A 22773-nucleotide genomic window follows, 5' to 3' on the forward strand; every position below is an offset into this window, starting at 1 on the left:
GGCTGTGGATGAGTTCGACGGCAGATCGGACGCAAGGCGCACCATCCGCACATGTCATCACCGCCCTGGCCGTTCATCGGCACTGAAGTTCTGTCGGCCGGATCGCTGCCCGAGCACACCATCCGCACCCGTTACACGCAGCTCTGCCCCGGCGTCTACGTACCGACGGGCGCCGACGTGTCGGCGATCCAACGCGCCACGGCGGCCTGGCTGTGGTCGAAGAGGCGCGGCATCTTGGCTGGGCAATCGGCGGCCGCCGTGTTGGGGACCGACTGGATCGAGGGCGACGACCCGGCCGAACTGATTCACGACAACCGCCGGGCACCGACGGGGCTCGTCGTCCGGACCGAAGACCTTCAGCCCAGTGAGGTGACAACCGTCGGCGAGACGCGGGTAACCGCCCCGGCCCGGACGGCTTTCGACATCGGCAGGCACACCGTCGGCAGGGTCCAGGCGATCAAGCGCCTCGACGCGCTCGCCAACGCAACAGGCGTAACCATTGAAGACGTTGTAGCCATTGCCGCCGCGCACCCCGGTGTGCGCGGGCTGCACCGGCTCCGCCACGTCCTCCCGCTTATGGACGGCGGCGCGGAATCGCCCCAGGAAACCGAGGCTCGCCTGGCCTTGATCGACGCCGGATTACCCGCGCCTAGGACTCAGCACGTCATTCGAGGCCGCTACGGCGAGTTCATCGCGCGCGTCGACATGGCCTACACGGGCGTCAAGGTCGCCATCGAATACGACGGCCCGCAGCATTGGACCGATCCGATCGTCCGACAGCGTGACATCGACAAGGGGTACGAACTCCACGACCTGGGCTGGGCCGTCATCCGAGTGAGCCGTGACCTCCTGTACTACCGACGTGCGACCTACGTGCGCCGCGTCGAAATGCTCCTTCGAGAGCGCGGCATGGTCTGGTGACCTCGCGACTGTGCGCCTGACGAGATCTGAGCGCCGATTCTCTCGTCAGATGCACACTCGCGCAACGAAAGAGCCCCTGGGCAAGTACCCAGGGGCTCTTTCGCAAAACAACTACCGGTAGTCGCTGAAACCGTAATCGTCCAGCGGCACCGCGGCACCGGAGGCCTGGCCGAAGTCCGGGCTGTAGTACTGATCCTCGTAGGACGGGATCGTGTACGCCGCAGCGCGGGCCTCTTCGGTCGGCTGCACCTGGATGTCGCGGTAACGGGCGATGCCGGTACCGGCCGGGATCAGCTTGCCGATGATCACGTTCTCCTTCAGACCGTTGAGCCTGTCGCTGCGGCAGTTGATCGCCGCATCGGTCAGGACTCGCGTGGTCTCCTGGAACGACGCTGCCGACAACCACGAATCGGTGGCCAGCGACGCCTTGGTGATACCCATCAGCACCGGGCGTCCGGCCGCGGGCTCAGCACCCTCGGCCACGACGCGACGGTTCTCGGCCTCGAACTCCGCACGCTCGGTCAACGAACCGGGCAGGAATTCCGTTGCGCCCGAGTCGATGATCGTCACGCGACGCAGCATCTGCCGCACGATGACCTCGATGTGCTTGTCGTGGATCGACACACCCTGGGCGCGGTAGACGTCCTGCACCTCGTTGACGAGGTGGAGCTGGACGCTGCGCTGACCCTGCACGCGAAGAACCTCGTGCGGGTTGGCCGAACCCTCCATGAGCTGCTGGCCGACCTCGACGTGGTCGCCATCGGAAAGCAGCCGCTCGGTGCCGTCCTCGTGCTTGAACACCTTGAGCCGCTGGCGACGAGAGACCTTGTCGTAGACCACTTCCTCGCTCCCGTCATCGGGAACGATGGTGATCTTGTAGAACTTCTCGGTCTCCTCCAGGCGAATCCGCCCGGAGACGTCCGCGATGGGCGCGGTGTTGCGCGGCACGCGGGCCTCGAACAGCTCCTGCACGCGGGGCAGACCACCGGTGATGTCCTCACCGACGCCACCCTGGTGGAAGGTGCGCATGGTCAGCTGCGTACCGGGCTCGCCGATCGACTGGGCGGCGACGATGCCGACCGCTTCGCCGATGTCCACCAGCTTGCCGGTGGCCATCGAACGGCCGTAGCACATCGCGCAGACGCCGGTGCCCGTGGTGCAGGTCAGCACCGAGCGCACCTTCACCTGCGTGATGCCTGCTTCGAGCAGCGCATCGATCGCCGGATCGCCGAGGTCGTGACCGCGGGCGACGATGACGTTGCCCTTGTCGTCGACCGCGTCGGTGGCCAGCGTCCGTGCGTACGCCGACGTCTCGATGTGCGGATCGCGCACCAGTCCGGCGTCGGCCTGCAGCTCGGCCAGCGTGACGTTGATGCCACGCTCGGTCTCGCAGTCGGTCTCGCGAACGATGACGTCCTGGCTCACGTCGACCAGACGACGGGTCAGGTAACCCGAGTCAGCGGTACGAAGTGCGGTGTCCGCCAGGCCCTTACGAGCGCCGTGCGTGTTGATGAAGTACTCCAACACGGTCAGGCCCTCGCGGAAGGACGACTTGATGGGTCGCGGGATGAACTCACCCTTCGGGTTCGTCACCAGACCCTTCATGCCGGCCAGCGTGCGGGTCTGGGTGAGGTTACCGGTGGCCCCGGACTTCACGATCGTGATGATCGGGTTGTCCTCCGGGTAATACGCCTCCAGCGCCTTGCCGACCTCTTCGGTGGCGTCCTGCCAGATCTTGACCAGCGCGTCGGTGCGTTCCTGCTTGGTGAGACCACCGCGCTGGTACTTCTTCTCGATCCCGTCGGCTTCGCCCTCGTAACGGTCGAGGATCGCAACCTTCTGCGGCGGCACCAGCACGTCGGCCATCGCCACCGTGACACCCGAACGGGTGGCCCAGTGGAAGCCGGCGTCCTTGAGCTTGTCGACGGTCTGCGCCACCACGATCATCGGGTACCGCTCGGCGAGGTCGTTGACGATCCGCGCCTGGACCTTCTTGTGCATCTGCTCGTCGACGAACGCATACCCCTTGGGCAGCAGCTCGTTGAACAGGACGCGGCCCAGCGTGGTCGTCGCCGTCCACGCGTCGCCCGCCTTCCAACCCTCGGGGAACAGTTCGTTCTCGATGTCGGCAGGCGGACGCAGCTGGGTCAGCCGCACCTTGATCTTGGCCCGGACCGACAGCACGCCGCGGTCCACGGCCATCTGCGCCTCGGCCGGCGAGCTGTACACGCCGAACTCGGCCTGATCCTTGGCGCCCGGCACGTACTCGCCGATGTCGCCGGGGACCTCGGTGGTCAGGAAGTACAGACCGGTCACCATGTCCAGACGCGGCATGGCCAGCGGCCGTCCCGACGCCGGGGACAGGATGTTGTTCGACGACAGCATCAGGATGCGTGCCTCGGCCTGCGCCTCCGCGGACAGCGGAAGGTGCACGGCCATCTGGTCACCGTCGAAGTCGGCGTTGAACGCCTCACACACCAGCGGGTGCAGCTGGATGGCCTTGCCCTCCACCAGCTGCGGCTCGAAGGCCTGGATACCGAGGCGGTGCAGCGTCGGTGCGCGGTTCAGCAGCACCGGGTGCTCGGCGATGACCTCTTCGAGGACATCCCACACCTGGGGACGCTGGCGCTCCACCATCCGCTTGGCGCTCTTGATGTTCTGCGCGTGGTTCAGGTCGACCAGACGCTTCATCACGAACGGCTTGAACAGCTCGAGAGCCATCAGCTTGGGCAGACCGCACTGGTGCAGCTTGAGCTGCGGGCCGACCACGATGACCGAACGGCCCGAGTAGTCGACGCGCTTGCCGAGCAGGTTCTGACGGAACCGACCCTGCTTGCCCTTCAACAGATCCGAGAGCGACTTCAGCGGGCGGTTGCCCGGTCCGGTGACCGGACGGCCACGACGACCGTTGTCGAACAGTGCGTCCACCGACTCCTGCAGCATCCGCTTCTCGTTGTTGACGATGATCTCGGGAGCACCGAGGTCGATCAGTCGCTTGAGGCGGTTGTTGCGGTTGATCACGCGGCGGTACAGGTCGTTGAGGTCCGAGGTGGCGAAACGGCCACCGTCGAGCTGGACCATCGGACGCAGTTCCGGCGGGATCACGGGTACGGCGTCGAGCACCATGCCCATCGGCGAATTGCGGTTGGACTGGAACGCCGCGACGACCTTCAGACGCTTGAGGGCGCGAAGCTTCTTCTGGCCCTTGCCGTTCTTGATGGTGTCGCGCAGGCTCTCGGCCTCGGCGTCGATGTCGAAGTTCTCGATGAGCTTCTTGATCGACTCCGCGCCCATGGCGCCTTCGAAGTACTCGCCGTAGCGGTCCTGCAGCTCGCGGTAGAGCACCTCGTCGACGATCAGCTGCTTGGGAGCCAGCTTGGTGAAGGTGGTCCAGATCTCGTCGAGCCGGTCCAGCTCACGCTGGGCCCGGTCGCGGAGCTGACGCATCTCGCGCTCGCCACCGTCGCGCACCTTGCGGCGCACGTCGGACTTGGCACCTTCCTTCTCCAGCTCGGCCAGGTCATTCTCGAGCTTCTGCGAACGCTCGGCCAGATCCAGATCGCGCTGGTCCTCGACGGCCTTCTTCTCGACGACCATCTCGGCTTCGAGCGTGGAGAGCTCGTTGTGCCGCATCTCGGTGTCGACCGCGGTGATGACGTACGCGGCGAAGTAGATGATCTTCTCGAGATCCTTCGGCGCGAGGTCGAGCAGGTAACCCAAGCGCGACGGAACGCCCTTGAAGTACCAGATGTGCGTGACGGGTGCGGCCAGTTCGATGTGGCCCATCCGCTCACGACGCACCTTGGCACGCGTCACCTCGACGCCGCAGCGCTCGCAGACGATGCCCTTGAAGCGAACGCGCTTGTACTTGCCGCAGTAGCACTCCCAGTCGCGAGTCGGTCCGAAGATCTTCTCGCAGAACAGGCCGTCCTTCTCAGGCTTCAGCGTTCGGTAGTTGATGGTCTCAGGCTTCTTTACCTCACCGTAGGACCACTGACGGATGTCGTCCGCGGTGGCGAGGCCAATGCGGAGTTCATCGAAGAAGTTGACGTCGAGCACGTAACTCCCTTTCCCCTTGCGGGCTAATGACTAATAACTAGGCGAGGTCTTCGACGGACGGAGACTCGTTGCGGGACAAATTGATTCCCAGGTTGGCGGCAGCACGTTCGAGGTCTTCGTCGTCCGTGTCGCGCATCTCGATTCGTTGACCCTCAGAAGACAACACCTCGACATTGAGGCACAGCGACTGAAGTTCCTTGAGCAGCACCTTGAACGACTCGGGGATGCCCGGCTCGGGGATGTTCTCGCCCTTGACGATCGCCTCGTACACCTTGACCCGGCCGACGGTGTCGTCGGACTTGATGGTCAAGAGCTCCTGCAGCGTGTACGCCGCGCCGTAGGCCTGCATGGCCCAGCACTCCATCTCGCCGAACCGCTGGCCACCGAACTGCGCCTTACCACCCAGCGGCTGCTGCGTGATCATCGAGTACGGACCGGTGGAACGGGCGTGGATCTTGTCGTCCACCAAGTGGTGCAGCTTCAGGATGTACATGTAGCCGACCGTCACCGGGTACGGGAACGGTTCGCCACTGCGGCCATCGAACAACTGCGCCTTGCCCTGCGCGTTGACCATGACGTCACCGTCGCGGTTCGGCAGAGTCGACTCGAGCAGACCTTCCAGCTCGCCTTCGCGGGCACCGTCGAACACCGGCGTGGAGACGATGCTGTCCGGACCGGCCGACAGCAGTTCCTCCGGCAGCTTCGAGGCCCACTCGGGTGTGCCACCGACGACGTCGATGTTCCATCCGGTCTTGGCGACCCAGCCGAGGTGCGTCTCGAGGATCTGGCCGATGTTCATCCGTCGCGGCACACCGTGCGTGTTCAGGATGATGTCGACCGGGGTGCCGTCCGGAAGGAACGGCATGTCCTCGATGGGCAGGATCTTGCCGATGACACCCTTGTTGCCGTGGCGTCCGGCGAGCTTGTCGCCGTCGGAGATCTTGCGCTTCTGGGCCACGTAGACGCGGACCAGCTCGTTGACGCCTGCGGGCAGCTCGTCGTCGTCCTCGCGGGAGAACATGCGGACGCCGATGACCTTGCCGGACTCACCGTGCGGCACCTTCAGCGACGTGTCGCGGACCTCGCGTGCCTTCTCGCCGAAGATCGCGCGCAGCAGCCGCTCCTCCGGGGTCAGCTCCGTCTCGCCCTTCGGCGTGACCTTGCCGACCAAGATGTCGCCGTCGCGGACCTCGGCGCCGATGCGGACAATGCCGCGCTCGTCGAGATCTGCCAGCACCTCGTCGGAGACGTTCGGTATGTCCCGGGTGATCTCCTCGGCGCCCAGCTTGGTGTCACGCGCATCGATCTCGTGCTCCTCGATGTGGATGGACGTCAGGACGTCCTCCTCAACCAGGCGCTGCGAGAGGATGATCGCGTCCTCGTAGTTGTGACCCTCCCACGGCATGATCGCGACGAGCAGGTTCTTGCCAAGCGCCATCTCACCGTTCTCGGTGCATGGGCCGTCGGCGATGACCTGTCCGCTCTCGACACGCTGCCCGGAGTCCACGATCGGACGCTGGTTGGCGCAGGTGCCGTGATTGGAACGGGCGAACTTGCGCATCCGGTAGGTGTGCCGGGTGCCGTCGTCGGCCATCACGGTGACGTAGTCGGCGGACACCTCCTCGATGACGCCGGCCTTCTCCGCCACGACGACGTCGCCGGCGTCGATGGCGGCACGAAGCTCCATGCCGGTGCCGACCAACGGGGCCTCGCTGCGCACCAGCGGAACCGCCTGGCGCTGCATGTTGGCACCCATCAGCGCGCGGTTGGCGTCGTCGTGCTCGAGGAACGGAATCATCGCCGTCGCGACCGACACCATCTGGCGCGGCGAGACGTCCATGTAGTCGACCTCGAGGGACGAGACGTACTCGACCTCGCCGCCCTTGCGGCGGACCAGGACGCGGTCCTCGGTGAAGCGACCCTCGTCATCGATCGGCGAGTTGGCCTGCGCCACGACGTGGCGGTCCTCCTCGTCGGCGGTGAGGTGCTGGATCTCGTCGGTGACGACACCCTCGACGACCTTGCGGTACGGCGTCTCGATGAAGCCGAAAGGGTTGACCCGCGCGTACACCGACAGCGATCCGATCAGGCCGATGTTCGGGCCTTCAGGGGTCTCGATCGGGCACATGCGGCCGTAGTGCGACGGGTGGACGTCGCGGACCTCGAGGCCCGCGCGCTCACGGGACAGACCACCGGGGCCCAGCGCCGACAGACGACGCTTGTGGGTCAGACCCGACAGCGGGTTGTTCTGGTCCATGAACTGCGACAGCTGCGACGTGCCGAAGAACTCCTTGATCGCCGCCACGACGGGACGGATGTTGATCAGGGTCTGCGGCGTGATCGCCTCGACGTCCTGCGTGGTCATCCGCTCGCGGACGACACGCTCCATGCGCGACAGGCCGACCCGGATCTGGTTCTGGATCAGCTCGCCGACGGTGCGCAGGCGACGGTTGCCGAAGTGGTCGATGTCGTCGGTCTCCACCGGGACCTCGACGCCGCCGGGGGCGGTCATCGTGGTCTGGCCCTCGTGCAGCCGGACCAGGTACTCGATGGTGGTGGCGATGTCCTCGGGCGTCAGCGTCGAGCTGGTGATCGGCGTGTTGGCGTTGAGGCCGAGCTTCTTGTTGACCTTGTACCGGCCGACGCGAGCGAGGTCGTAACGCTTCTCCTTGAAGAACAGGTTCTCCAGGAGGGTCTGCGCCGATTCCTTGGTGGGCGGCTCGCCCGGTCGCAGCTTCCGGTAGATGTCCAGCAGCGCCTCGTCGGAGCCTGCGGTGTTGTCCTTCTCGAGCGTCGACATCATGATCTCGGAGAAGCCGAAGCGCTCCACGATCTGCTCGTTGGTCCAGCCGAGCGCCTTCAGCAGCACGGTGACCGGCTGGCGGCGCTTGCGGTCGATGCGGACGCCGACGGTGGCGCGCTTGTCGACGTCGAACTCGAGCCATGCGCCGCGGCCGGGGATGACCTTGACGCTGGTGAGGTCGTTCTCGGTGGCCTTGTCCTTGGACCGGTCGAAGTACACGCCGGGCGAACGGACGAGCTGGGACACGACGACACGCTCGGTGCCGTTGATGATGAACGTGCCCTTCTCGGTCATCATCGGGAAGTCGCCCATGAAGACCGTCTGGCTCTTGATCTCACCGGTCTGGTTGTTGATGAACTCAGCGGTGACGAACAGCGGCGCCGCGTACGTCTGGTCCTTTTCCTTGCAATCGTCGACGGGTGCCTTGACCTCGTCGAAGCGCGGATCGGAGAAGCTCAGCGACAGCGTGCCCGCGAAGTCCTCGATCGGCGACAGCTCGGCGAGAACCTCTTCGAGGCCGCCGACGGGGTTGGGCTCGCCGCGTTCCAGAGCCTTCTCGCGCCAGCGCTCGGAACCGATGAGCCATTCGAACGAGTCGGTCTGAACGTCCAGCAGCCCCGGAACCTCGAGCGGTTCACGAAGCTTGGCGAAGGAAACTCGACCAGGTGCTCCCGGAACGGAATTGTTGGTGTTATCGACTGACTTGCTCTGGCGAGAGACTGCCAAGATGCATCCTTCCAGCACCCGTGCGACGATCGAATGCCTGGTGGAGCCAGACCCGTACGCCGCGTTATTTGCTTCGGTTTGGCCGGCTCTCGCCTGTCCGCATCACGGAAACACGGCACGCAACTAGATCACTGAGCAGGGCTCAGGCTAGGACCACGGTGTCTGTGCGGGTGAGGTGGGCAGGAGGCAGCCAGCGCAACGTCCAACAATAGCGCAGGACGGCGCATTCCTCAACAAGCCCATCGCAGCCACATGCTGGGGGCTATTAGATGCTGGCTGGCGTCCTGAACCCGTGCAACACATGCTGCCCAACAGACTGGCCCGTTTGGGCGCTTCCGTCAAGAGTTCACACGCGGTTTCATGTGGATGGATTTCGCCGGTTCCCGGCCCCGGACACGGTCGGCGACCACGCCAGGGCGCAGCGGGACGCGACGGATCGATCCAACACCGCGGGCGCCTTCACTGCGGCTGGGCTCCCCGGTCGTGTCGACCGGGGACCGGTCACTCCTTGGCGACGGGAATGGATGCCGTCGGCGAGTCGTCCTCGGTCTGGCGGTGACGTGCCTCCGCGTCCACCGGGAGCTCGTGGGCGGCGTACTTGTGGGTGCCTTCGAGGTCGTCGCGGATGGCTTCCTGCGCGGCGGGCGGCAGGGTGTGCATGATCTCGCGCACCCGGGCCTGGCGACGGCCGACGGCCTTGCGCTCGGGCATGCCCGGCGTGGCCTGAATCTGCGGCGGCACGCCCTCGATCTCCTCCATGCCACCGTCGTGGTGACCGGCGTCGGCGAGGGCCTGCTCCTCGGCCATCGTGCCTTCGTCCTTCTCCTCGGACATGCCGATCGGGCCGATGCGGCGACCGTTGAGGAACTGCTTGACGACGGGCTCGTCGGAGGTCAACAGCACCTCACGCGGTCCGAACATCACCAGGTGCTTGCGGAACAGCATGCCCATGTTGTCGGGCACCGTGCGGGCGATGTTGATGTTGTGCGTGACGATCAGGATGGTGCAGTCGATCTGCGCGTTGATGTCGATCAACAGCTGCGACAGGTAGGCGGTACGCACCGGGTCGAGACCGGAGTCGGGCTCGTCGCACAGGATGATCTGGGGGTCGAGCACCAGCGAGCGGGCCAGCCCGGCGCGCTTCCGCATACCGCCGGAGATCTCACCGGGGAACTTGGTCTCGTCACCGGTCAGACCGACCAGGTCGAGCTTCTCCATCACGATCTGACGGATTTCGCTTTCCTTCTTCTTCGTGTGCTCACGAAGCGGGAACGCGGTGTTGTCGTACAGGCTCATCGAGCCGAACAGCGCGCCGTCCTGGAACATGACGCCGAACAAAGTGCGGATTTCGTAGAGCTCCTTGGCGGAGCACTCGATGATGTTGGTGCCGTCGACGATGATCTTGCCGCGTTCCGGGCGCAACAGGCCGATCAGCGACTTCAGGAAGACCGACTTACCGGTACCGGACGGACCCAGGAGCACGCTGACCTCGCCAGCGGGAATCTCGAACGTCACGTCTTCCCAGATTCGCTGGGGCCCGAAGGACTTGGTCAGTCCCTCAACCTGAATACCGATGCCCACGCGCGATCCTTCCGCCAATTCTGCTTTTCACCACACGCCACCCACCTGTGGCTTGAGTCACTGTAGCTTACCTGCCAGGGGCATAAGACCGTATGGGCAGTGCGGCAGTTGAATGCCCAATTGAGACGACTGTGGGGCCGATCTGTTTGCCAGATCGACCCCACAGTGCGGATTTCGTCGAGCTTGCCGACGTACCGCGGAAACTACTTGACGGTCACCGAAGCGCCGGCGGCCTCGAGCTTGGCCTTCGCGTCCTCGGCGGCGTCCTTGTTGACCTTCTCGAGCAGCGGCTTGGGCGCGCTGTCGACGAGATCCTTGGCCTCCTTGAGGCCCAGGCCGGACACGATCTCGCGGACGACCTTGATGACGCCGATCTTCTTCTCGCCGGCACCCTCGAGGATGACGTCGAACTCGGACTGCTCCTCGGCGGCCTCGGCCGGGGCACCGGCGGGGCCGGCGGCGGCGACGGCGACAGGAGCGGCCGCGGTGACGTCGAAGGTCTCCTCGAACGCCTTGACGAACTCCGAGAGCTCCAACAGGGTCAGTTCCTTGAACGCGTCGAGCAGGTCTTCGGTGCTGAGCTTGGCCATGATGTGGTCCTTTCCTTACTTACTTACTTGCTTGGTGGGTTGGGGTAGTGCTTATTCGGCGGTTGCCGGTGCTTCTGTCTCTGCCTCGGCGGGGGCCGGTGCGTCTGCCTCGGCGGCTGCCGGTGCGTCAGCCACGGCGGGTGCCGATGCCTCGGCGGGCGCTTCCGCGGCCCGCTTCTCCTGCAGCGCGAAGACGAGGCGGGCGACCTGCGATGCCGGGGCGGCGAACAGCGCCGCGGCCTGGCTGGTCTTGGCCTTCATCGCGCCGGCCAGCTTGGCCAGCAGCACCTCGCGGGACTCGAGGTCCGCGATGCGGTTGACCTCGTCCACGGACAGCGCCTTGCCGTCCATGTAGCCGCCTTTGATGACCAGCGACTTGTGGTCCTTGGCGAAGGTCTTGATCGCCTTGGCGGCGTCGACGGGCTCGCCCTTGATGAACGCGATCGCGGTCGGACCGGCGAACAGTTCGTCGAGGCCTTCGACACCGGCCTCGCTGGCTGCCCGCTTCACCAAGGTGTTCTTGGCGACGGAATAGGTGGCGGAACCGCTGAGCGAGCGTCGAAGCTCGGCCAGATTGGCAACCGTCAGCCCGCGGTACTCGGTGACGACGGTGGCCGTCGCCTCCTTGAACTGTTCGGCGATGTCAGCGACCGCGGTGGCCTTGTCAGCCTTGGCCATGCATGCCTCCTCGTGGATGGTTTCGGGTGTTTCACCGGGACCGACACGGAGGGCCAGAAATGACGAACGCCCCGACGCAGAATGGCCGGGGCGCGCAAGAATGCAACTACCTCGTCCTCCTGCGTGGGCCGCCCGGACAAGTCCGGGACCTTCAACCGATTTCTCGGTGACCGACGGTCTTCGGTGGAACGCCGACAAGAATAGCTTGCGATCAGCCGATCAGCCAAAACGCGTCAGGCGGCGGCCCGGTCGAGGTAGCCCGGACAGTAGGCCGCGGCGGATTCGACGAGGAACACGGCGGTCTGGTGGATGGTGAGGTCGGTGTTGGCCATGATGTCTGCGCCGATGCCGGCACCCGTCTCACCGTCGGCGAGATACGCACAGACCCGGTGCGCGTCCTGGACGGCGGCTCGCGTCGAGTCGAACACGATGCCCGCGACGTGGAGGTTGGTCAGGAACTCGTCGTCGATTGTGCGGGCCCCCGCGGCCCCGATTCCCACGACGAAGGCGACGACGAGAGCGCCGACGACCGTGACGAGGGCGACGAGAGTGCTGAGACGGCTGAACATCTGGGCGGTTTCCTATTCACTGTCCGGTCCCGCGTCGTGCGAGGTGCGAACAGCGTCGGGTGCGGCCCTTGGCGGATTCTTGGCGTCCCGGACCGGTGAGCTTATTGTGCGAGCGCCGCTGCGCCGACCAGGCCCGCGTCGCCCCCGAGCTCGGCGGGCAACACCCGTAACGCACGGATGAAGTCGAGGCCGGCGTAGGTGGCCAGTGCCTCCCGCACCGGGTCGAACAACAACGCGCCCGACTTGGCCACCCCGCCGCCGACCACGACGAGGTCCAGGTCGCATACGGCCGCCACCGAGGCGATCATCATCGCCACCGCGGTCGCCCCGCGCCGGAACGCCGCAAGGGCCACGGGGTCGCCCGCGTTGGCGGCGTCGGCCAGTTCCTTTGCGTCGGCTCCCGGCGGCGCGTCCCAGCCGTGTTCGCGGGCCCAGCGGGCCAGGTGCGGTCCCGCGGCAACGGTTTCGACGCAGCCGCGCCCTCCGCAGGTGCATGGCGCACCCTCGGGCTCGACGACGACGTGCCCGACATGACCCGCGTTTCCGGTCCGGCCGTCGTAGGGGGCGCCGTCGAGGACCAGCCCACCCCCGATGCCCGTCGACACCACCATGCCGAGCAGGAACTGCGCGCCCCGGCCAGCGCCGCGCCACCGCTCGCCCAGCGCCATGCACAATCCGTCACCGCCGAGGCGAACGGGGCGGTTCGTCACGGCGGCGACGCGCTCGACGATCGGAAACCGTTGCCACTCGACGATGTTGATCGGGCTGACGGTCCCGGCGTTCAGATCGATCGGGCCCGCGGAGGAGATTCCGACCGCGGTCACCTCGGCGGTCGCCTGCTCCAGCGCCTCCGCGATCAGCGCCTCCGCCACCGCCCACACGCCTTCGGCGTCGCCGTCCGGAGTGGGCCGCTGCGCCCGGTGCACCAACGTCCCGTCGGCGTCGACCAGGCCCACGGCGATCTTCGTGCCGCCGACGTCCAGCGCAAGGGTGAGCGTCATCAGTGTTTGTGGGTGTTGTCGGGTTGGCTTGGGTCGCCGGGATGTTCGTAACCGGGGGCCAGTTCCACCAGCACCGCCCGTCGGGCGTCCAGCCAGACCCGGAAGCTGCGGCGACGGGCGGCGCCGAGCAGGTGCTCGGTGATGGCAGGCCCGACGTCGGCAAGGCTGGGGGCGGCGGTACGGCGGTGCCAGCCCCGGGCGCCAGGGGCGACACCGGCGAAGCGGAAGGGGTTGCGAGCGTGGTAATCCGCGACCGCTGCTGCACTGACGTTCACGTCGGCGGTGACGTGCGCGAACAAGGCTCGGCCCAACGGGTCCTCCAGCGCCGCCGCCGCGATGCTGCCGATCTCGAGCCGGGCGGCCATGTCGGGCAGTAGCTCCTGCTCGTACGGCGCGCCGTCGGCGCCCACCCCACGCGCGGCGGCCTCGGCGGCAACCACCCGTTCGGTGACGAGCAGTTGGGTGAGCCACCGCCGCAGCTGCCGCCCCTCGCTGGTGTCTGCGCGCGGCAGCGCGGACGCCAGTTTCGATGCGCGAAGCCGTGTTTCGCGCAGGTCGACGTCGCTCACCAACACCGGGGCTCCACCGACCGTGGCGGCCACCTGCTCGCTCATCGCACCGTCACCTTCACCGCGGGCGTGTAGATCAGGTGGCCGGCGCAGGCGATCCGGATCAGCGCCCACCACTCCCCCGGCTCGACCCATGCAGGAGGTGCCACGTCGAAGTCGAGGGCGACGGATCCGCGCGCGGGCACCGCCGCACTGATCGCGTTGGGGCCCAACCATTCCCATGTGCCCCACGGACTGATCAGATGGGCTTCCGCTGCGAGGTCGGCGTTGGCGTCGGTACCGATGGTGACGCTGAGCGTGGCGGTGTCGCCTGCCGCGACGTCGACGGCGCGCGGTTCGGCGAGCAGCCGGAGCACTTTGTCGGCTGTGTCGCCGACCGATACCACGCAGACGTCCTCGACCACCTGGCGCCACGAGGCGGGGATGGACCCGTTGCCTGTGACCGCGAGTTCGGCGCGCACCGGGTATAGACCGGGCACCACGCTCTCGGGCATCGTCAGCGCGACGGTGGTCTCCAGGTGTTCGCCCGACGGAAGCATGAACGGCAACTCGTCGGGTTCGGCCACCCACCCGGACGGAACGACCAGCCGTACGTGGCCGTGCAGCACCGCATCGCTGCAGTCACTTGCGGCGGTCAGCTGCACCTGGATGGGTCTCCCCGGTTCGGCCGCGACGACGTGCGGGCTCAGGTGGGCGACCACCGGCAGACCGCCGAGCGGCGCTGGCCCGCGATTGTGCAGCCAGTAGCGCGCGTAAAGAGGTTGCGCGACTTCGGCATCCGGAGCCAGCGGGGCGTGGTCGCCGTCGATGACGCGCGGCATGTTGAGCGACGCCCGCACTGTGGCGATCTCGTAACCGTGCAGCCGCAGTGCATCCCCGGCCGGCCCGCGCGGCTGCTCCAGCAGGTCGAGACGCTCGGGCGTGGCGACGGTGCGCAGTCCCGAACGGACCGTGACGTCGGTCGTGCGGCCGTGGGTTTCGACGAGCCGCAACGCGATGCCGTCGCCGGCGTCGAGATGCTCGGCGCTGCCGCGCGTGATCGGGTTGCCCGCCACCTTCAGCGCACCAAGGGATATCGCGCCGGCGGGCTCGATCTCCAGCAGCGAGCCCCACTCCGGGAGACCACCCGCTGATGACGCGGTCCCGACGACACCGATCAGCGGTTGACCGAATTCTGCGCTCCTGGCGGGCAGTCCGGCGTCGCGCCAGTCGCCGTCGGCGGCAATCAGGGAGTAGTCGAATGTGTGGGTCCAGTGCTGGAGTTGGAAGTTCGATCCATCGGGAGCGGTGCGACGCGGCGGGTCGATCCAGGTGCCCGACGGCCATCCGGTGCACGACCGCATGAGCGACGTGTGCAGCGTGCCGTCGGTGTCGACGGCGAAGCCGGGCACGCCACGGTTGAGCACCGCGACGGTCCGGGGCTCGAATCGAGAGATTCCGCTGGGGGCGGTCTGGTCGACGGTCACCTCGGCATCCGCGAGGTCTTCGACCAGCGCGGCGACCGCCGACTCGAAGCCGGCGCGGCCCGCAACGATGAGGACGGGAAGCGCACGGACGTCGCGCAGGTCGGCACCCGGTACCCAGCGCTGTGCCAGCGGGGCGTCGCCGGGTACCCATACCCGCGCGATGCCGTCGGCCGCGAGCTGCCGGTCGAGCTCTTCGCTGTAGGCCGCACTCGCCGCACCAAGAACTGCTGCGGTGAAGGCGTTCTCGCTCGGTCCACCCAGCGCGATCCGGGCATCGGGAAGGTTCGAGTCGACGGTGAGGTCGCCGTAGCGCGGCTTGTCCGCACTGCTGCAGGTCGCCGTGACACCGGCCCGAACGAGGGCGACCATCAGGTCACGGGTTGCGGTGTCCTGGTTCGGTGCCACCACCTCGGCCACCGACACCGCACGCGTGCGCTGGCCGACGCGCACCCGCAGCGCCGACGAGATCCCGAACCAGCCGAACGCGGGGTTGTCCAGCGTGTAGGGATGTTTCGCGGTATCGACGGCGTGGGTGTGATCGTGGTCGTGCATCAGGCCGAATCCGCGGCCGATCACCGCGTCGCCCACCTCACTCACCGGCATCCCGCCGGGCACCGGGCAGGGCCAACGCAGCCGGAGCAAGCGGTCGGCTCCGGTGAATTCGTCGATGGTGGTACGGCAGTCGACGCGGTCGACACCCTTCCACAACGTGATGGTCTGGGTGTACCGCAGCAGCCCGTCGATGTGACCGGTGATGGTGAGCCGCTCGCCGAGCGGGCTGCGCTGCGCCCGTACCTCGGCGGGATGGTCCGACGACCTGACCACCGGCCCCTTGGGCAACAGGTGCCACGGCCCTTCGCCGGCGTCGGGGTGGGCGGGATACTCGTCGTAGACGGCCAATTCGTTGCCGACGCGGCCGTCGGCGATCAGCTCGCCCCCGTCGGTCGTCAGCGACACGACCCCTCCACCGCGAGCGGGGTCGACGCCCAACCGGTACGTCTCGTTGCCGATCTCGTTGCCGTCGAATGGCTTCCAGCCGGCCGCTTCACCGTCGGCGAGCCGGTAGGCCCGCCATCCCAGGGAGGGCACGTCGCGCGCCACCCAGCTGATCGAGTGTCCGTTGCGCTCGACAAGGGAGGGCACCTCGTTGCCGTCGTGGTCGACGACCCTTCCGCCGACCGGCTCGTCGAGGTGGACGGTGACGACGTCGGTGCGATTGTGCGCCAAGGGGTTCCACACGACCGCCCGGCCGTCGACGGCGCTCGACAGCAGCGACAGTGCGTTGTCCCGGGCGGTCCGGCCGAGCTCCCACGCGTCGCGCCAGCCCGTCAGCAGATCGAGGTACACCTGGTCGGATTCCGAACCGGTGACGGCGTCGTGGTGCGCACCGTAGGCCAGCTGCACCCACGCCTTGGCCAGTGCGGCATGGGGATACGTGGCTCCGGCAAGCAGGTCGGCGAACACCGAGAACCGCTCGGCCTCCAGCACCGCGTGCTCGGCGGCGCGGTTGGCTTGCTTGGTGTCGATGTAGGAAACGTGGCAGCCGGTGTAGATCGGATTCATGTCGCGGGTCTGCGGCGACGCCGAACCACCACGCTCGTCGAGTTCGGCCCGCACCGCGGCGAAGAACTCGCGGGGCAGCGCGCAGACGAACCGCGGCCAGGTGTAGCGCGCGTTCCAGTCCCGATGGATCTCGGTCACCCACTTGTTCGGTGGGGTGTAGTCGGTGCCGACGGGCAGGAGCACGTTGCGGGTCAACGCGACTCGCCTCAACCGCGAGAACAGTTCGTAGGTCGCCGCCTCGGCCTCGGCCAGCGACGGCGACGAGTCCATCCACCATCCGCCCGCATAGTGGGCGGGCATGTAGTGCGTCAGCAGGCCGCGGCCCGACGGCGCCATCCACTCGAACTCGCTGGCGAACTGCATGCGTTCGGGGTCGCCGTCGCCCGCCATCGGGCCCCACTGATGATGTGGGCCGCGCGCCCACGAGCTGGACGTCAGCCCGGCGTCGGCCGCCATGCCGGGAAACTGCGGGTCGTGCCCGAACACGTCGAGCTGCCAAGCGGTGGCCGGGTCAGCGCCCATGACGTCGCGCTGAAAGCCGATGCCGTGCACGAAGTTCCGGATCGCGGTTTCCGGGCTGGTGAGGTTGGTGTTCGGTTCGTTGTACGTGCCGCCCATCACCTCGATGCGCCCGTCGGCGAGCAGGCGCCGCAGGTCGTCGCGGTCCTGTGGGTGGGTGTCCCAGTAGGGTTTGAGATAGTCGACCTCGGCGAGCACGAACTTGTATTCGGGTTCGCGCCTTGCCATTTCGAGGTGAGCTGCGACCAGATCGAATCCATTGGTCTGGCGGCAGCGCCCAGGCGGGTCCTCCGTCCACAGGCTGGTGTACGGCGCCTGGGTGTTCCACCAGACCGGGTCGTAGTGGAAGTGGTTGATCATGAACATCGTCCAGCCGGGCTCGGCGACGGTGAAGTCGAAGGCGACCTCGGAGTCGGCGGCGACCGCGCGCGCCTTCCGTCGGCTACCGACGTCCCCTTCCGCCACCCGCACCGATACCTCCACCGACCCGTCACCCGGCTCGGTCGTGGCCGGCGCAACCGTTTCGATGCCCTCGCCGACCACGCGCACGGGCGTCGGATCGAGGCAACCGGTGTAGAAGACCCGCACGACCTGGTGCGGTGAATCCGCCGTCCCGGTGAACAGCTCCGTCGACTCCGCGGAGATCAGTTCGACCGGCATGACCGCACTGTACGTTCGCAAGTCGGCGGCCGGTAGGCGAATTCGAGCTGAACCCGCGTTGACTTCCCTATCGGTGTCATTGGGCAGCAATTCATTTCACCGACAGCCCGTCGTCGCCGTGCGTCCCGTGCCGATATCCCGATCGTGTGTCACAGTGGAATCATTGTGAAAGACGATGCGAGACCGCCGAAGGATGCGCCCGTGTGGCGTGACCCGCTGTCGCTGTCGTTCGAGGCCCACCGCGGGGTGCTGCTGTTGCGCCTGCGCTGGCATGCGTCGGCGGCTGACCGGCGGACCAGGCGTGCGCCGCTGGGGCGAGCGGGGAGACCATTGCGTCACCTGCGCCCGAAGCGCTGACCCTACGTCCGCGCTACCGCCCGGTGCAGGCGCTCGGCCACCAAACGCACGGCGTCGACCACCTCGGGTGGTGACAGCACTTCGAACTCGTATCCCGGCATGCTGAGCCACGGGACCATCCGTTCGGGATCGTCGGCCCCGGTGGTCACGATGCAGGCATCGGCGCCGTCGGGCTCGATCTCCGCCGATGATGGAGGAAAGACCTGCGCGATCTGCTCCTGAGTGGCCTGGTACCGGACGCGTGCGGTGTACCGGTACGGCGACGTCGAGATGGAGCGCCGCACGTAGGCCGCGGCGTCGGGCGCCTCCCTGGGAGTGAACGTGCTGCCCAGCGCCCGCACGTCGGCCATCCGGTCCAGCCGCAGACTGCGCCAGTCTTGGCGGTCGCGGTCGTAGGCCAGCAGATACCAGCGGCGACCGGTGGTCACCAACTGATACGGCTCCAGGCGCCGTGACGTCGGCGTTCCCGATCGGTCGACGTAGCCGGCGGTGACGTGTTCGCGGTCGCGTGAGGCCCGCGCCAGCGTCATCAGGACGTCGGGCTCGACGGGCGAATCGGACTGCTCGTGCGTCAACGTCACGGTGGCGTCGTGCACCGCCGAGACCTGCGACCGCAGCCGCGCCGGCATCACCTGATCGAGCTTGGACAGCGCACGCAGCGCCGACTCCCCCACGCCCGCGACGCTGCCGCCTGCCGCCAACCGCAGGCAGACGGCCATGGCGACCGCCTCGTCGGGGTCGAGCAGCAGCGGAGGCAGCGCCGCGCCCGCGCCGAGCTGATACCCGCCGCCGTGCCCCTTGCTGGCCTGCACGGGGTAACCGAGGTCGCGGAGTCGTTCGACGTCACGACGCACGCTGCGAGTCGTGACGCCAAGCCGGTCGGCCAGCTCCTCACCGGTCCACACCCGTCGCCCCTGCAAGAGTCCGAGTAGTTGAAGCACCCGGCTGGTCGTTTCGGACATGCCAAGAGTCTGCGCCATTCATAGGACCGAAACTGTCCTATATCGCTGAGATGCTCATTTCATGAGCACCAAGACAGACAACCTGACCAGTCATCTCGCCTTCCAGCTCGACTTCCATTGGAGCCAGCAGCTACGCCCACGCCTCGACGGCCTGACCGACGCCGAATACTTCTGGGAACCCGTGCCCGACTGTTGGACCGTGCACCAGGACGGGTCCGTCGACTTCACGTACCCCGAGCCGCAACCGGCGCCGGTCACGACGATCGCCTGGCGGTTGGCGCACCTCATCATCGGAGTACTCGGGGCGCGCGTCCACTCGCACTTCGGCGGACCGGCTGCCGACTACCAGACGTGGAACTACGCGACGGACGCGGCGACCGCGCTGCGTCAGCTCGACGACGCCTACGCCGCCTGGTCGTCGGGCGTCGCCAACCTCTCGCCGGCCGATCTCGACGAGCCGTGCGGCCCGGCCGAGGGCAAGTGGGGAGAGCTGCCGATGATCGATCTGGTGTTGCACATCAACCGCGAGGTCATTCACCACGGCGCCGAAATCGCCCTCCTACGAGACCTTTACGCTCACCGCACCGACAACAAGGAGAACTGAACCATGCCCGGACAAGCCCCCATCGTCGGCGACGAGCGCGATGCCCTGCGGGTCTTTCTCGACTATCACCAGGGCGGCTACTTCGCGATCGCCTACGGCCTGACCGACGAGCAGGCGCGCTCGACGCCGTCGGTCAGTGCGTTGTCGATCGGCGGACTGATCAAGCACGCCACCGGCGTGCAGAAGGGGTGGATGGAACGGGTGGCGGCGGCACCGGACTTCCCGCCACCGGATCCGCGGCCGGTCGAGGAGCAGATCGCCGCATATCAAGACGAGTACGTGATGCGCGAGGACGAAACCCTCGATCAACTGCTCGACGGATTCAGAAAACAGAACGCCGAGACGCTGCGCATTCTCGACGAGGCCGATCTCGACACCCCGGTCCCGGTGCCGCAGGACGTCCCGTGGTTTCCGAAGGGTCTCGACCACTGGACGGTGCGCTGGGTCATCCATCACCTGATCAACGAACTGGCCCGGCACTCCGGCCACGCCGACATCATCCGCGAATCCATCGACGGCGCAACGATGTACGACTTGATCGCGGGTCTGGAGGACTGGCCGGAGACCGACTGGATCAAGCCGTGGAAGCCAGGCCGCGTCGCGGAAGCGAGCACCCGGTAGCCCGGTGAGATGCCCGCCTGTCAGCGACTTCCTCACCACTACGAGAAGTCGCTGACAGGCGGGCAAACGGCCGTTCCACGAGGGCGGTTACCCAAGTGGCCGGTGTGGCTGACGTGCCAGAGGGGGCGCGGACACGGCGCAGTCAGTGTGACCCACCACACACCACTTTCGCCTGATCTGGGCTCTTGAGAGACACTGCAAGGTATGACAACTCCGCCCACGAAAGGCAAGCACCGCGAGGTGGCCCGGCTGGATCGGGTGCCGTTGCCAGTCGAGGCCGCCCGCATCGGCGTGACGGGATGGCAGATCACCCGCACCGGCGCCCGCGTCGTCAGCAAGCTCACCGGCCGCGGTTCGCTGCAGCAGAAGGTAATCAAGCAGATCCCCCAGACGTTCTCCGACCTTGGCCCTACCTACGTCAAGTTCGGCCAGATCATCGCGTCGAGTCCCGGCGCATTCGGCGAACAGCTGTCGCGGGAGTTCCGCAGCCTGCTGGACCGCGTACCTCCGGCCGACCGGGACGAAGTGCACAAGCTGTTCAAGGAGGAGCTTGGCGACGACCCAGCGAATCTGTTCGCCACGTTCGACGAGCAGCCGTTCGCCTCGGCGTCCATCGCCCAGGTGCACCACGCCACGCTGCACTCTGGTGAAGAGGTCGTCGTCAAGATTCAGCGGCCGGGCATCCGCCGTCGCGTGGCGGCCGACCTGCAGATCCTCAAGCGCGGCGCACAGCTCGTCGAGCTGGCCAAGCTGGGCCGCCGGCTGTCCGCCCAGGACGTCGTCGCCGACTTCGCCGACAACCTCGCCGAGGAGCTCGACTTCCGGCTGGAGGCGCAGTCGATGGACGCGTGGGTGTCGCACATGCACGCCTCGCCGCTCGGGAAGAACATCCGCGTGCCGCAGGTCTACTGGGACCTGACGAGCGAGCGGGTGTTGACGATGGAGCGGGTGAACGGCATTCGCATCGACGACGCCGCCGCCATCCGCAAGGCCGGCTTCGACGGCACCGAGCTGGTTAAGGCGTTGCTGTTCAGCGTGTTCGAGGGCGGGCTGCGACACGGGCTGTTCCACGGCGACCTCCACGCGGGCAACCTCTACGTCGACGGGGACGGCAAGATCGTGTTCTTCGACTTCGGCATCATGGGCCGCATCGATCCGCGTACCCGCTGGCTGTTGAGGGAGCTGGTCCACGCGCTGCTGGTCAAGAAGGACCACGCCACGGCGGGCAAGATCGTCGTGATGATGGGCGCGGTCGGCACCGTGAAGCCCGAGGCGCAGGCCGCCAAGGACCTGGAGAAGTTCGCCACGCCGCTGACCATGTCGACGCTTGGTGACATGAGTTATGCCGATATTGGCAAGCAGCTTTCGACGCTGGCCGACGCCTACGACGTCAAGCTGCCGCGTGAACTGGTGCTCATCGGCAAGCAGTTCCTCTACGTCGAGCGCTACATGAAGCTGCTGGCGCCGAAGTGGCAGATGATGTCCGACCCGCAGTTGACGGGGTACTTCGCCAACTTCATGGTGGAGGTCAGTCGCGAACATTCCGAAGAGGTCGAGGCGTAGATGGAAATCCGTACCGGCACCGCACGTTCGGGCGATCTGGACATCTACTACGAAGACATGGGCGACCGCAACGACCCGGCCGTCCTGCTCATCATGGGCTTGGGTGCGCAACTGTTGTTGTGGCGCATGGGTTTCTGCGAGCGCCTGGTGAACCAGGGGTTGCGGGTCATCCGCTACGACAACCGTGACGTCGGCCTGTCCAGCAAGGTCGAGGGGCGCCACACCGGAGCGAAGCTGGCCCCGCGCCTCGTACGTTCCTATCTGGGCAAGGCCAGCGAGTCGGTCTACACCCTGGAGGACATGGCCGACGACGCGGCGGCGCTGCTCGACCACCTGGGAATCGACAAGGCGCACGTCGTCGGCGGCTCGATGGGCGGCATGATCGCGCAGGTCTTCGCCGCCCGCTACCAGCACCGCACCAAGACCTTGGCGGTGATCTTCTCCAGCAACAACCAGGCGCTGTTGCCACCGCCGGGGCTCAAGCAACTCCGCGCCATCACCACCAGACCCAAGGGCACGACGCGAGAGGCGATCATCGCCAACGCGGTGGCGGTGAACAAGATCATCGGCAGCCCCGGATACCGGGCGCCGGAGGAGCAGGTGCTCGCCGAGGCGACCGAGGGCTACGACCGGTCGTACTACCCCGCAGGGATCGCCCGCCACTTCAGCGCCATCATGGGCAGCGGCAGCCTGTTGCGGTACGACAAGCTCATCACCGCGCCGACCGTGGTGATCCACGGCCTCGCCGACAAGCTCATGCGGCCGTCGGGAGGTCGCGCCATAGCCAAGGCGATTCGACGGGCACGCCTGGTGACGTACGACGGCATGGGCCACGATCTTCCCGAGCCGTTGTGGGACGACATCGTCGGCGAACTCAAGACCACCTTCGCCGAAGTGCCATGAGCAGCGGCACCAACTCGGATTCGGTTGACCTTGACCCAACCGCGTAATATCTCCCAAC

General features: G+C 66.9%; 15 protein-coding genes. 5 read left to right on the forward strand and 10 right to left on the reverse strand.

Annotation, left to right across the window (positions count from 1 at the left end):
• The first annotated feature begins 51 nt into the window (after positions 1 to 51).
• Positions 52 to 921, forward strand: coding sequence for a hypothetical protein (locus N536_RS0127570; RefSeq protein WP_029116560.1), 870 nt, complete (start codon positions 52 to 54; stop codon positions 919 to 921).
• A 111-nt stretch (positions 922 to 1032) separates the two neighbouring features.
• Here N536_RS0127570 and N536_RS0127575 read toward each other — a convergent pair whose 3' ends face one another.
• From N536_RS0127575 to N536_RS0127620, 10 genes are all read right to left on the reverse strand, one after another.
• Positions 1033 to 4980 (reverse strand): DNA-directed RNA polymerase subunit beta', encoded by a 3948-nt coding sequence (locus N536_RS0127575; protein WP_029116561.1) that lies wholly within the window; start codon positions 4978 to 4980, stop codon positions 1033 to 1035.
• Between the two features lie 37 nt (positions 4981 to 5017).
• The gene (locus tag N536_RS0127580; protein ID WP_369798477.1) at positions 5018 to 8509 is read right to left on the reverse strand and encodes a DNA-directed RNA polymerase subunit beta; all 3492 of its coding nucleotides are present in this window, start codon (positions 8507 to 8509) and stop codon (positions 5018 to 5020) included.
• A 501-nt stretch (positions 8510 to 9010) separates the two neighbouring features.
• Positions 9011 to 10090 carry an ABC transporter ATP-binding protein gene (locus N536_RS0127585; protein WP_029116563.1) on the reverse strand — a complete coding sequence of 360 codons (1080 nt, stop codon included), beginning with the start codon at positions 10088 to 10090 and terminating at the stop codon, positions 9011 to 9013.
• 203 nt (positions 10091 to 10293) lie between these two features.
• The gene (rplL, locus tag N536_RS0127590) at positions 10294 to 10680 is read right to left on the reverse strand and encodes a 50S ribosomal protein L7/L12 (RefSeq protein ID WP_029116564.1); all 387 of its coding nucleotides are present in this window, start codon (positions 10678 to 10680) and stop codon (positions 10294 to 10296) included.
• 51 nt (positions 10681 to 10731) lie between these two features.
• Complete coding sequence (rplJ, locus tag N536_RS0127595; RefSeq protein ID WP_029116565.1) at positions 10732 to 11358, reverse strand: 50S ribosomal protein L10; 627 nt, start codon at positions 11356 to 11358, stop codon at positions 10732 to 10734.
• Positions 11359 to 11591: 233 nt separating this feature from the next.
• Positions 11592 to 11927, reverse strand: coding sequence for a DUF732 domain-containing protein (locus N536_RS0127600; protein ID WP_029116566.1), 336 nt, complete (start codon positions 11925 to 11927; stop codon positions 11592 to 11594).
• Positions 11928 to 12028: 101 nt separating this feature from the next.
• A complete protein-coding gene (locus N536_RS0127605) occupies positions 12029 to 12928 on the reverse strand; it encodes an ROK family protein (RefSeq protein WP_029116567.1) in 900 nt (299 codons plus the stop codon).
• Complete coding sequence (locus tag N536_RS0127610) at positions 12928 to 13542, reverse strand: hypothetical protein (RefSeq protein WP_029116568.1); 615 nt, start codon at positions 13540 to 13542, stop codon at positions 12928 to 12930. Before N536_RS0127610 ends, N536_RS0127605 begins: the two co-directional genes overlap by 1 nt.
• A complete protein-coding gene (locus N536_RS0127615) occupies positions 13539 to 17705 on the reverse strand; it encodes an NEW3 domain-containing protein (RefSeq protein ID WP_029116569.1) in 4167 nt (1388 codons plus the stop codon). The genes N536_RS0127610 and N536_RS0127615 overlap by 4 nt, the downstream gene beginning before the upstream one ends.
• 359 nt (positions 17706 to 18064) lie before the next feature.
• Positions 18065 to 19024, reverse strand: coding sequence for a YafY family protein (locus tag N536_RS0127620; RefSeq protein ID WP_029116570.1), 960 nt, complete (start codon positions 19022 to 19024; stop codon positions 18065 to 18067).
• A gap of 61 nt (positions 19025 to 19085) precedes the next feature.
• Between N536_RS0127620 and N536_RS0127625 the strand changes: the two genes are divergently transcribed.
• The 4 genes from N536_RS0127625 to N536_RS0127640 all read left to right on the forward strand — a co-directional run bounded on the left by N536_RS0127625 (position 19086) and on the right by N536_RS0127640 (position 22715).
• The gene (locus N536_RS0127625; protein ID WP_029116571.1) at positions 19086 to 19628 is read left to right on the forward strand and encodes a DinB family protein; all 543 of its coding nucleotides are present in this window, start codon (positions 19086 to 19088) and stop codon (positions 19626 to 19628) included.
• Between the two features lie 3 nt (positions 19629 to 19631).
• The gene (locus tag N536_RS0127630; RefSeq protein ID WP_029116572.1) at positions 19632 to 20249 is read left to right on the forward strand and encodes a DinB family protein; all 618 of its coding nucleotides are present in this window, start codon (positions 19632 to 19634) and stop codon (positions 20247 to 20249) included.
• Positions 20250 to 20453: 204 nt separating this feature from the next.
• Positions 20454 to 21812, forward strand: a complete 1359-nt coding sequence (locus N536_RS0127635) for an AarF/ABC1/UbiB kinase family protein (protein ID WP_029116573.1) — start codon at positions 20454 to 20456, stop codon at positions 21810 to 21812.
• Positions 21813 to 22715 carry an alpha/beta fold hydrolase gene (locus N536_RS0127640; RefSeq protein ID WP_029116574.1) on the forward strand — a complete coding sequence of 301 codons (903 nt, stop codon included), beginning with the start codon at positions 21813 to 21815 and terminating at the stop codon, positions 22713 to 22715.
• Positions 22716 to 22773 lie beyond the last annotated feature (58 nt).

The sequence above is a fragment of the Mycobacterium sp. URHB0044 genome (assembly GCF_000620625.1).
Lineage (GTDB): Bacteria > Actinomycetota > Actinomycetes > Mycobacteriales > Mycobacteriaceae > Mycobacterium.

What these genes read in the sequence shown, in the direction of transcription:
- N536_RS0127610 (WP_029116568.1), bottom strand. Translation starts at nt 13,542, where the DNA reads ATGAGCGAGCAGGTGGCCGCCACGGTCGGTGGAGCCCCGGTGTTGGTG.
- N536_RS0127615 (WP_029116569.1), bottom strand. Translation starts at nt 17,705, where the DNA reads ATGCCGGTCGAACTGATCTCCGCGGAGTCGACGGAGCTGTTCACCGGG.
- N536_RS0127620 (WP_029116570.1), bottom strand. Translation starts at nt 19,024, where the DNA reads ATGTCCGAAACGACCAGCCGGGTGCTTCAACTACTCGGACTCTTGCAG.
- N536_RS0127630 (WP_029116572.1), top strand. Translation starts at nt 19,632, where the DNA reads ATGCCCGGACAAGCCCCCATCGTCGGCGACGAGCGCGATGCCCTGCGG.
- N536_RS0127640 (WP_029116574.1), top strand. Translation starts at nt 21,813, where the DNA reads ATGGAAATCCGTACCGGCACCGCACGTTCGGGCGATCTGGACATCTAC.
- N536_RS0127605 (WP_029116567.1), bottom strand. Translation starts at nt 12,928, where the DNA reads ATGACGCTCACCCTTGCGCTGGACGTCGGCGGCACGAAGATCGCCGTG.
- N536_RS0127600 (WP_029116566.1), bottom strand. Translation starts at nt 11,927, where the DNA reads ATGTTCAGCCGTCTCAGCACTCTCGTCGCCCTCGTCACGGTCGTCGGC.
- rplL (WP_029116564.1), bottom strand. Translation starts at nt 10,680, where the DNA reads ATGGCCAAGCTCAGCACCGAAGACCTGCTCGACGCGTTCAAGGAACTG.
- N536_RS0127570 (WP_029116560.1), top strand. Translation starts at nt 52, where the DNA reads ATGTCATCACCGCCCTGGCCGTTCATCGGCACTGAAGTTCTGTCGGCC.
- N536_RS0127635 (WP_029116573.1), top strand. Translation starts at nt 20,454, where the DNA reads ATGACAACTCCGCCCACGAAAGGCAAGCACCGCGAGGTGGCCCGGCTG.
- rplJ (WP_029116565.1), bottom strand. Translation starts at nt 11,358, where the DNA reads ATGGCCAAGGCTGACAAGGCCACCGCGGTCGCTGACATCGCCGAACAG.
- N536_RS0127625 (WP_029116571.1), top strand. Translation starts at nt 19,086, where the DNA reads ATGAGCACCAAGACAGACAACCTGACCAGTCATCTCGCCTTCCAGCTC.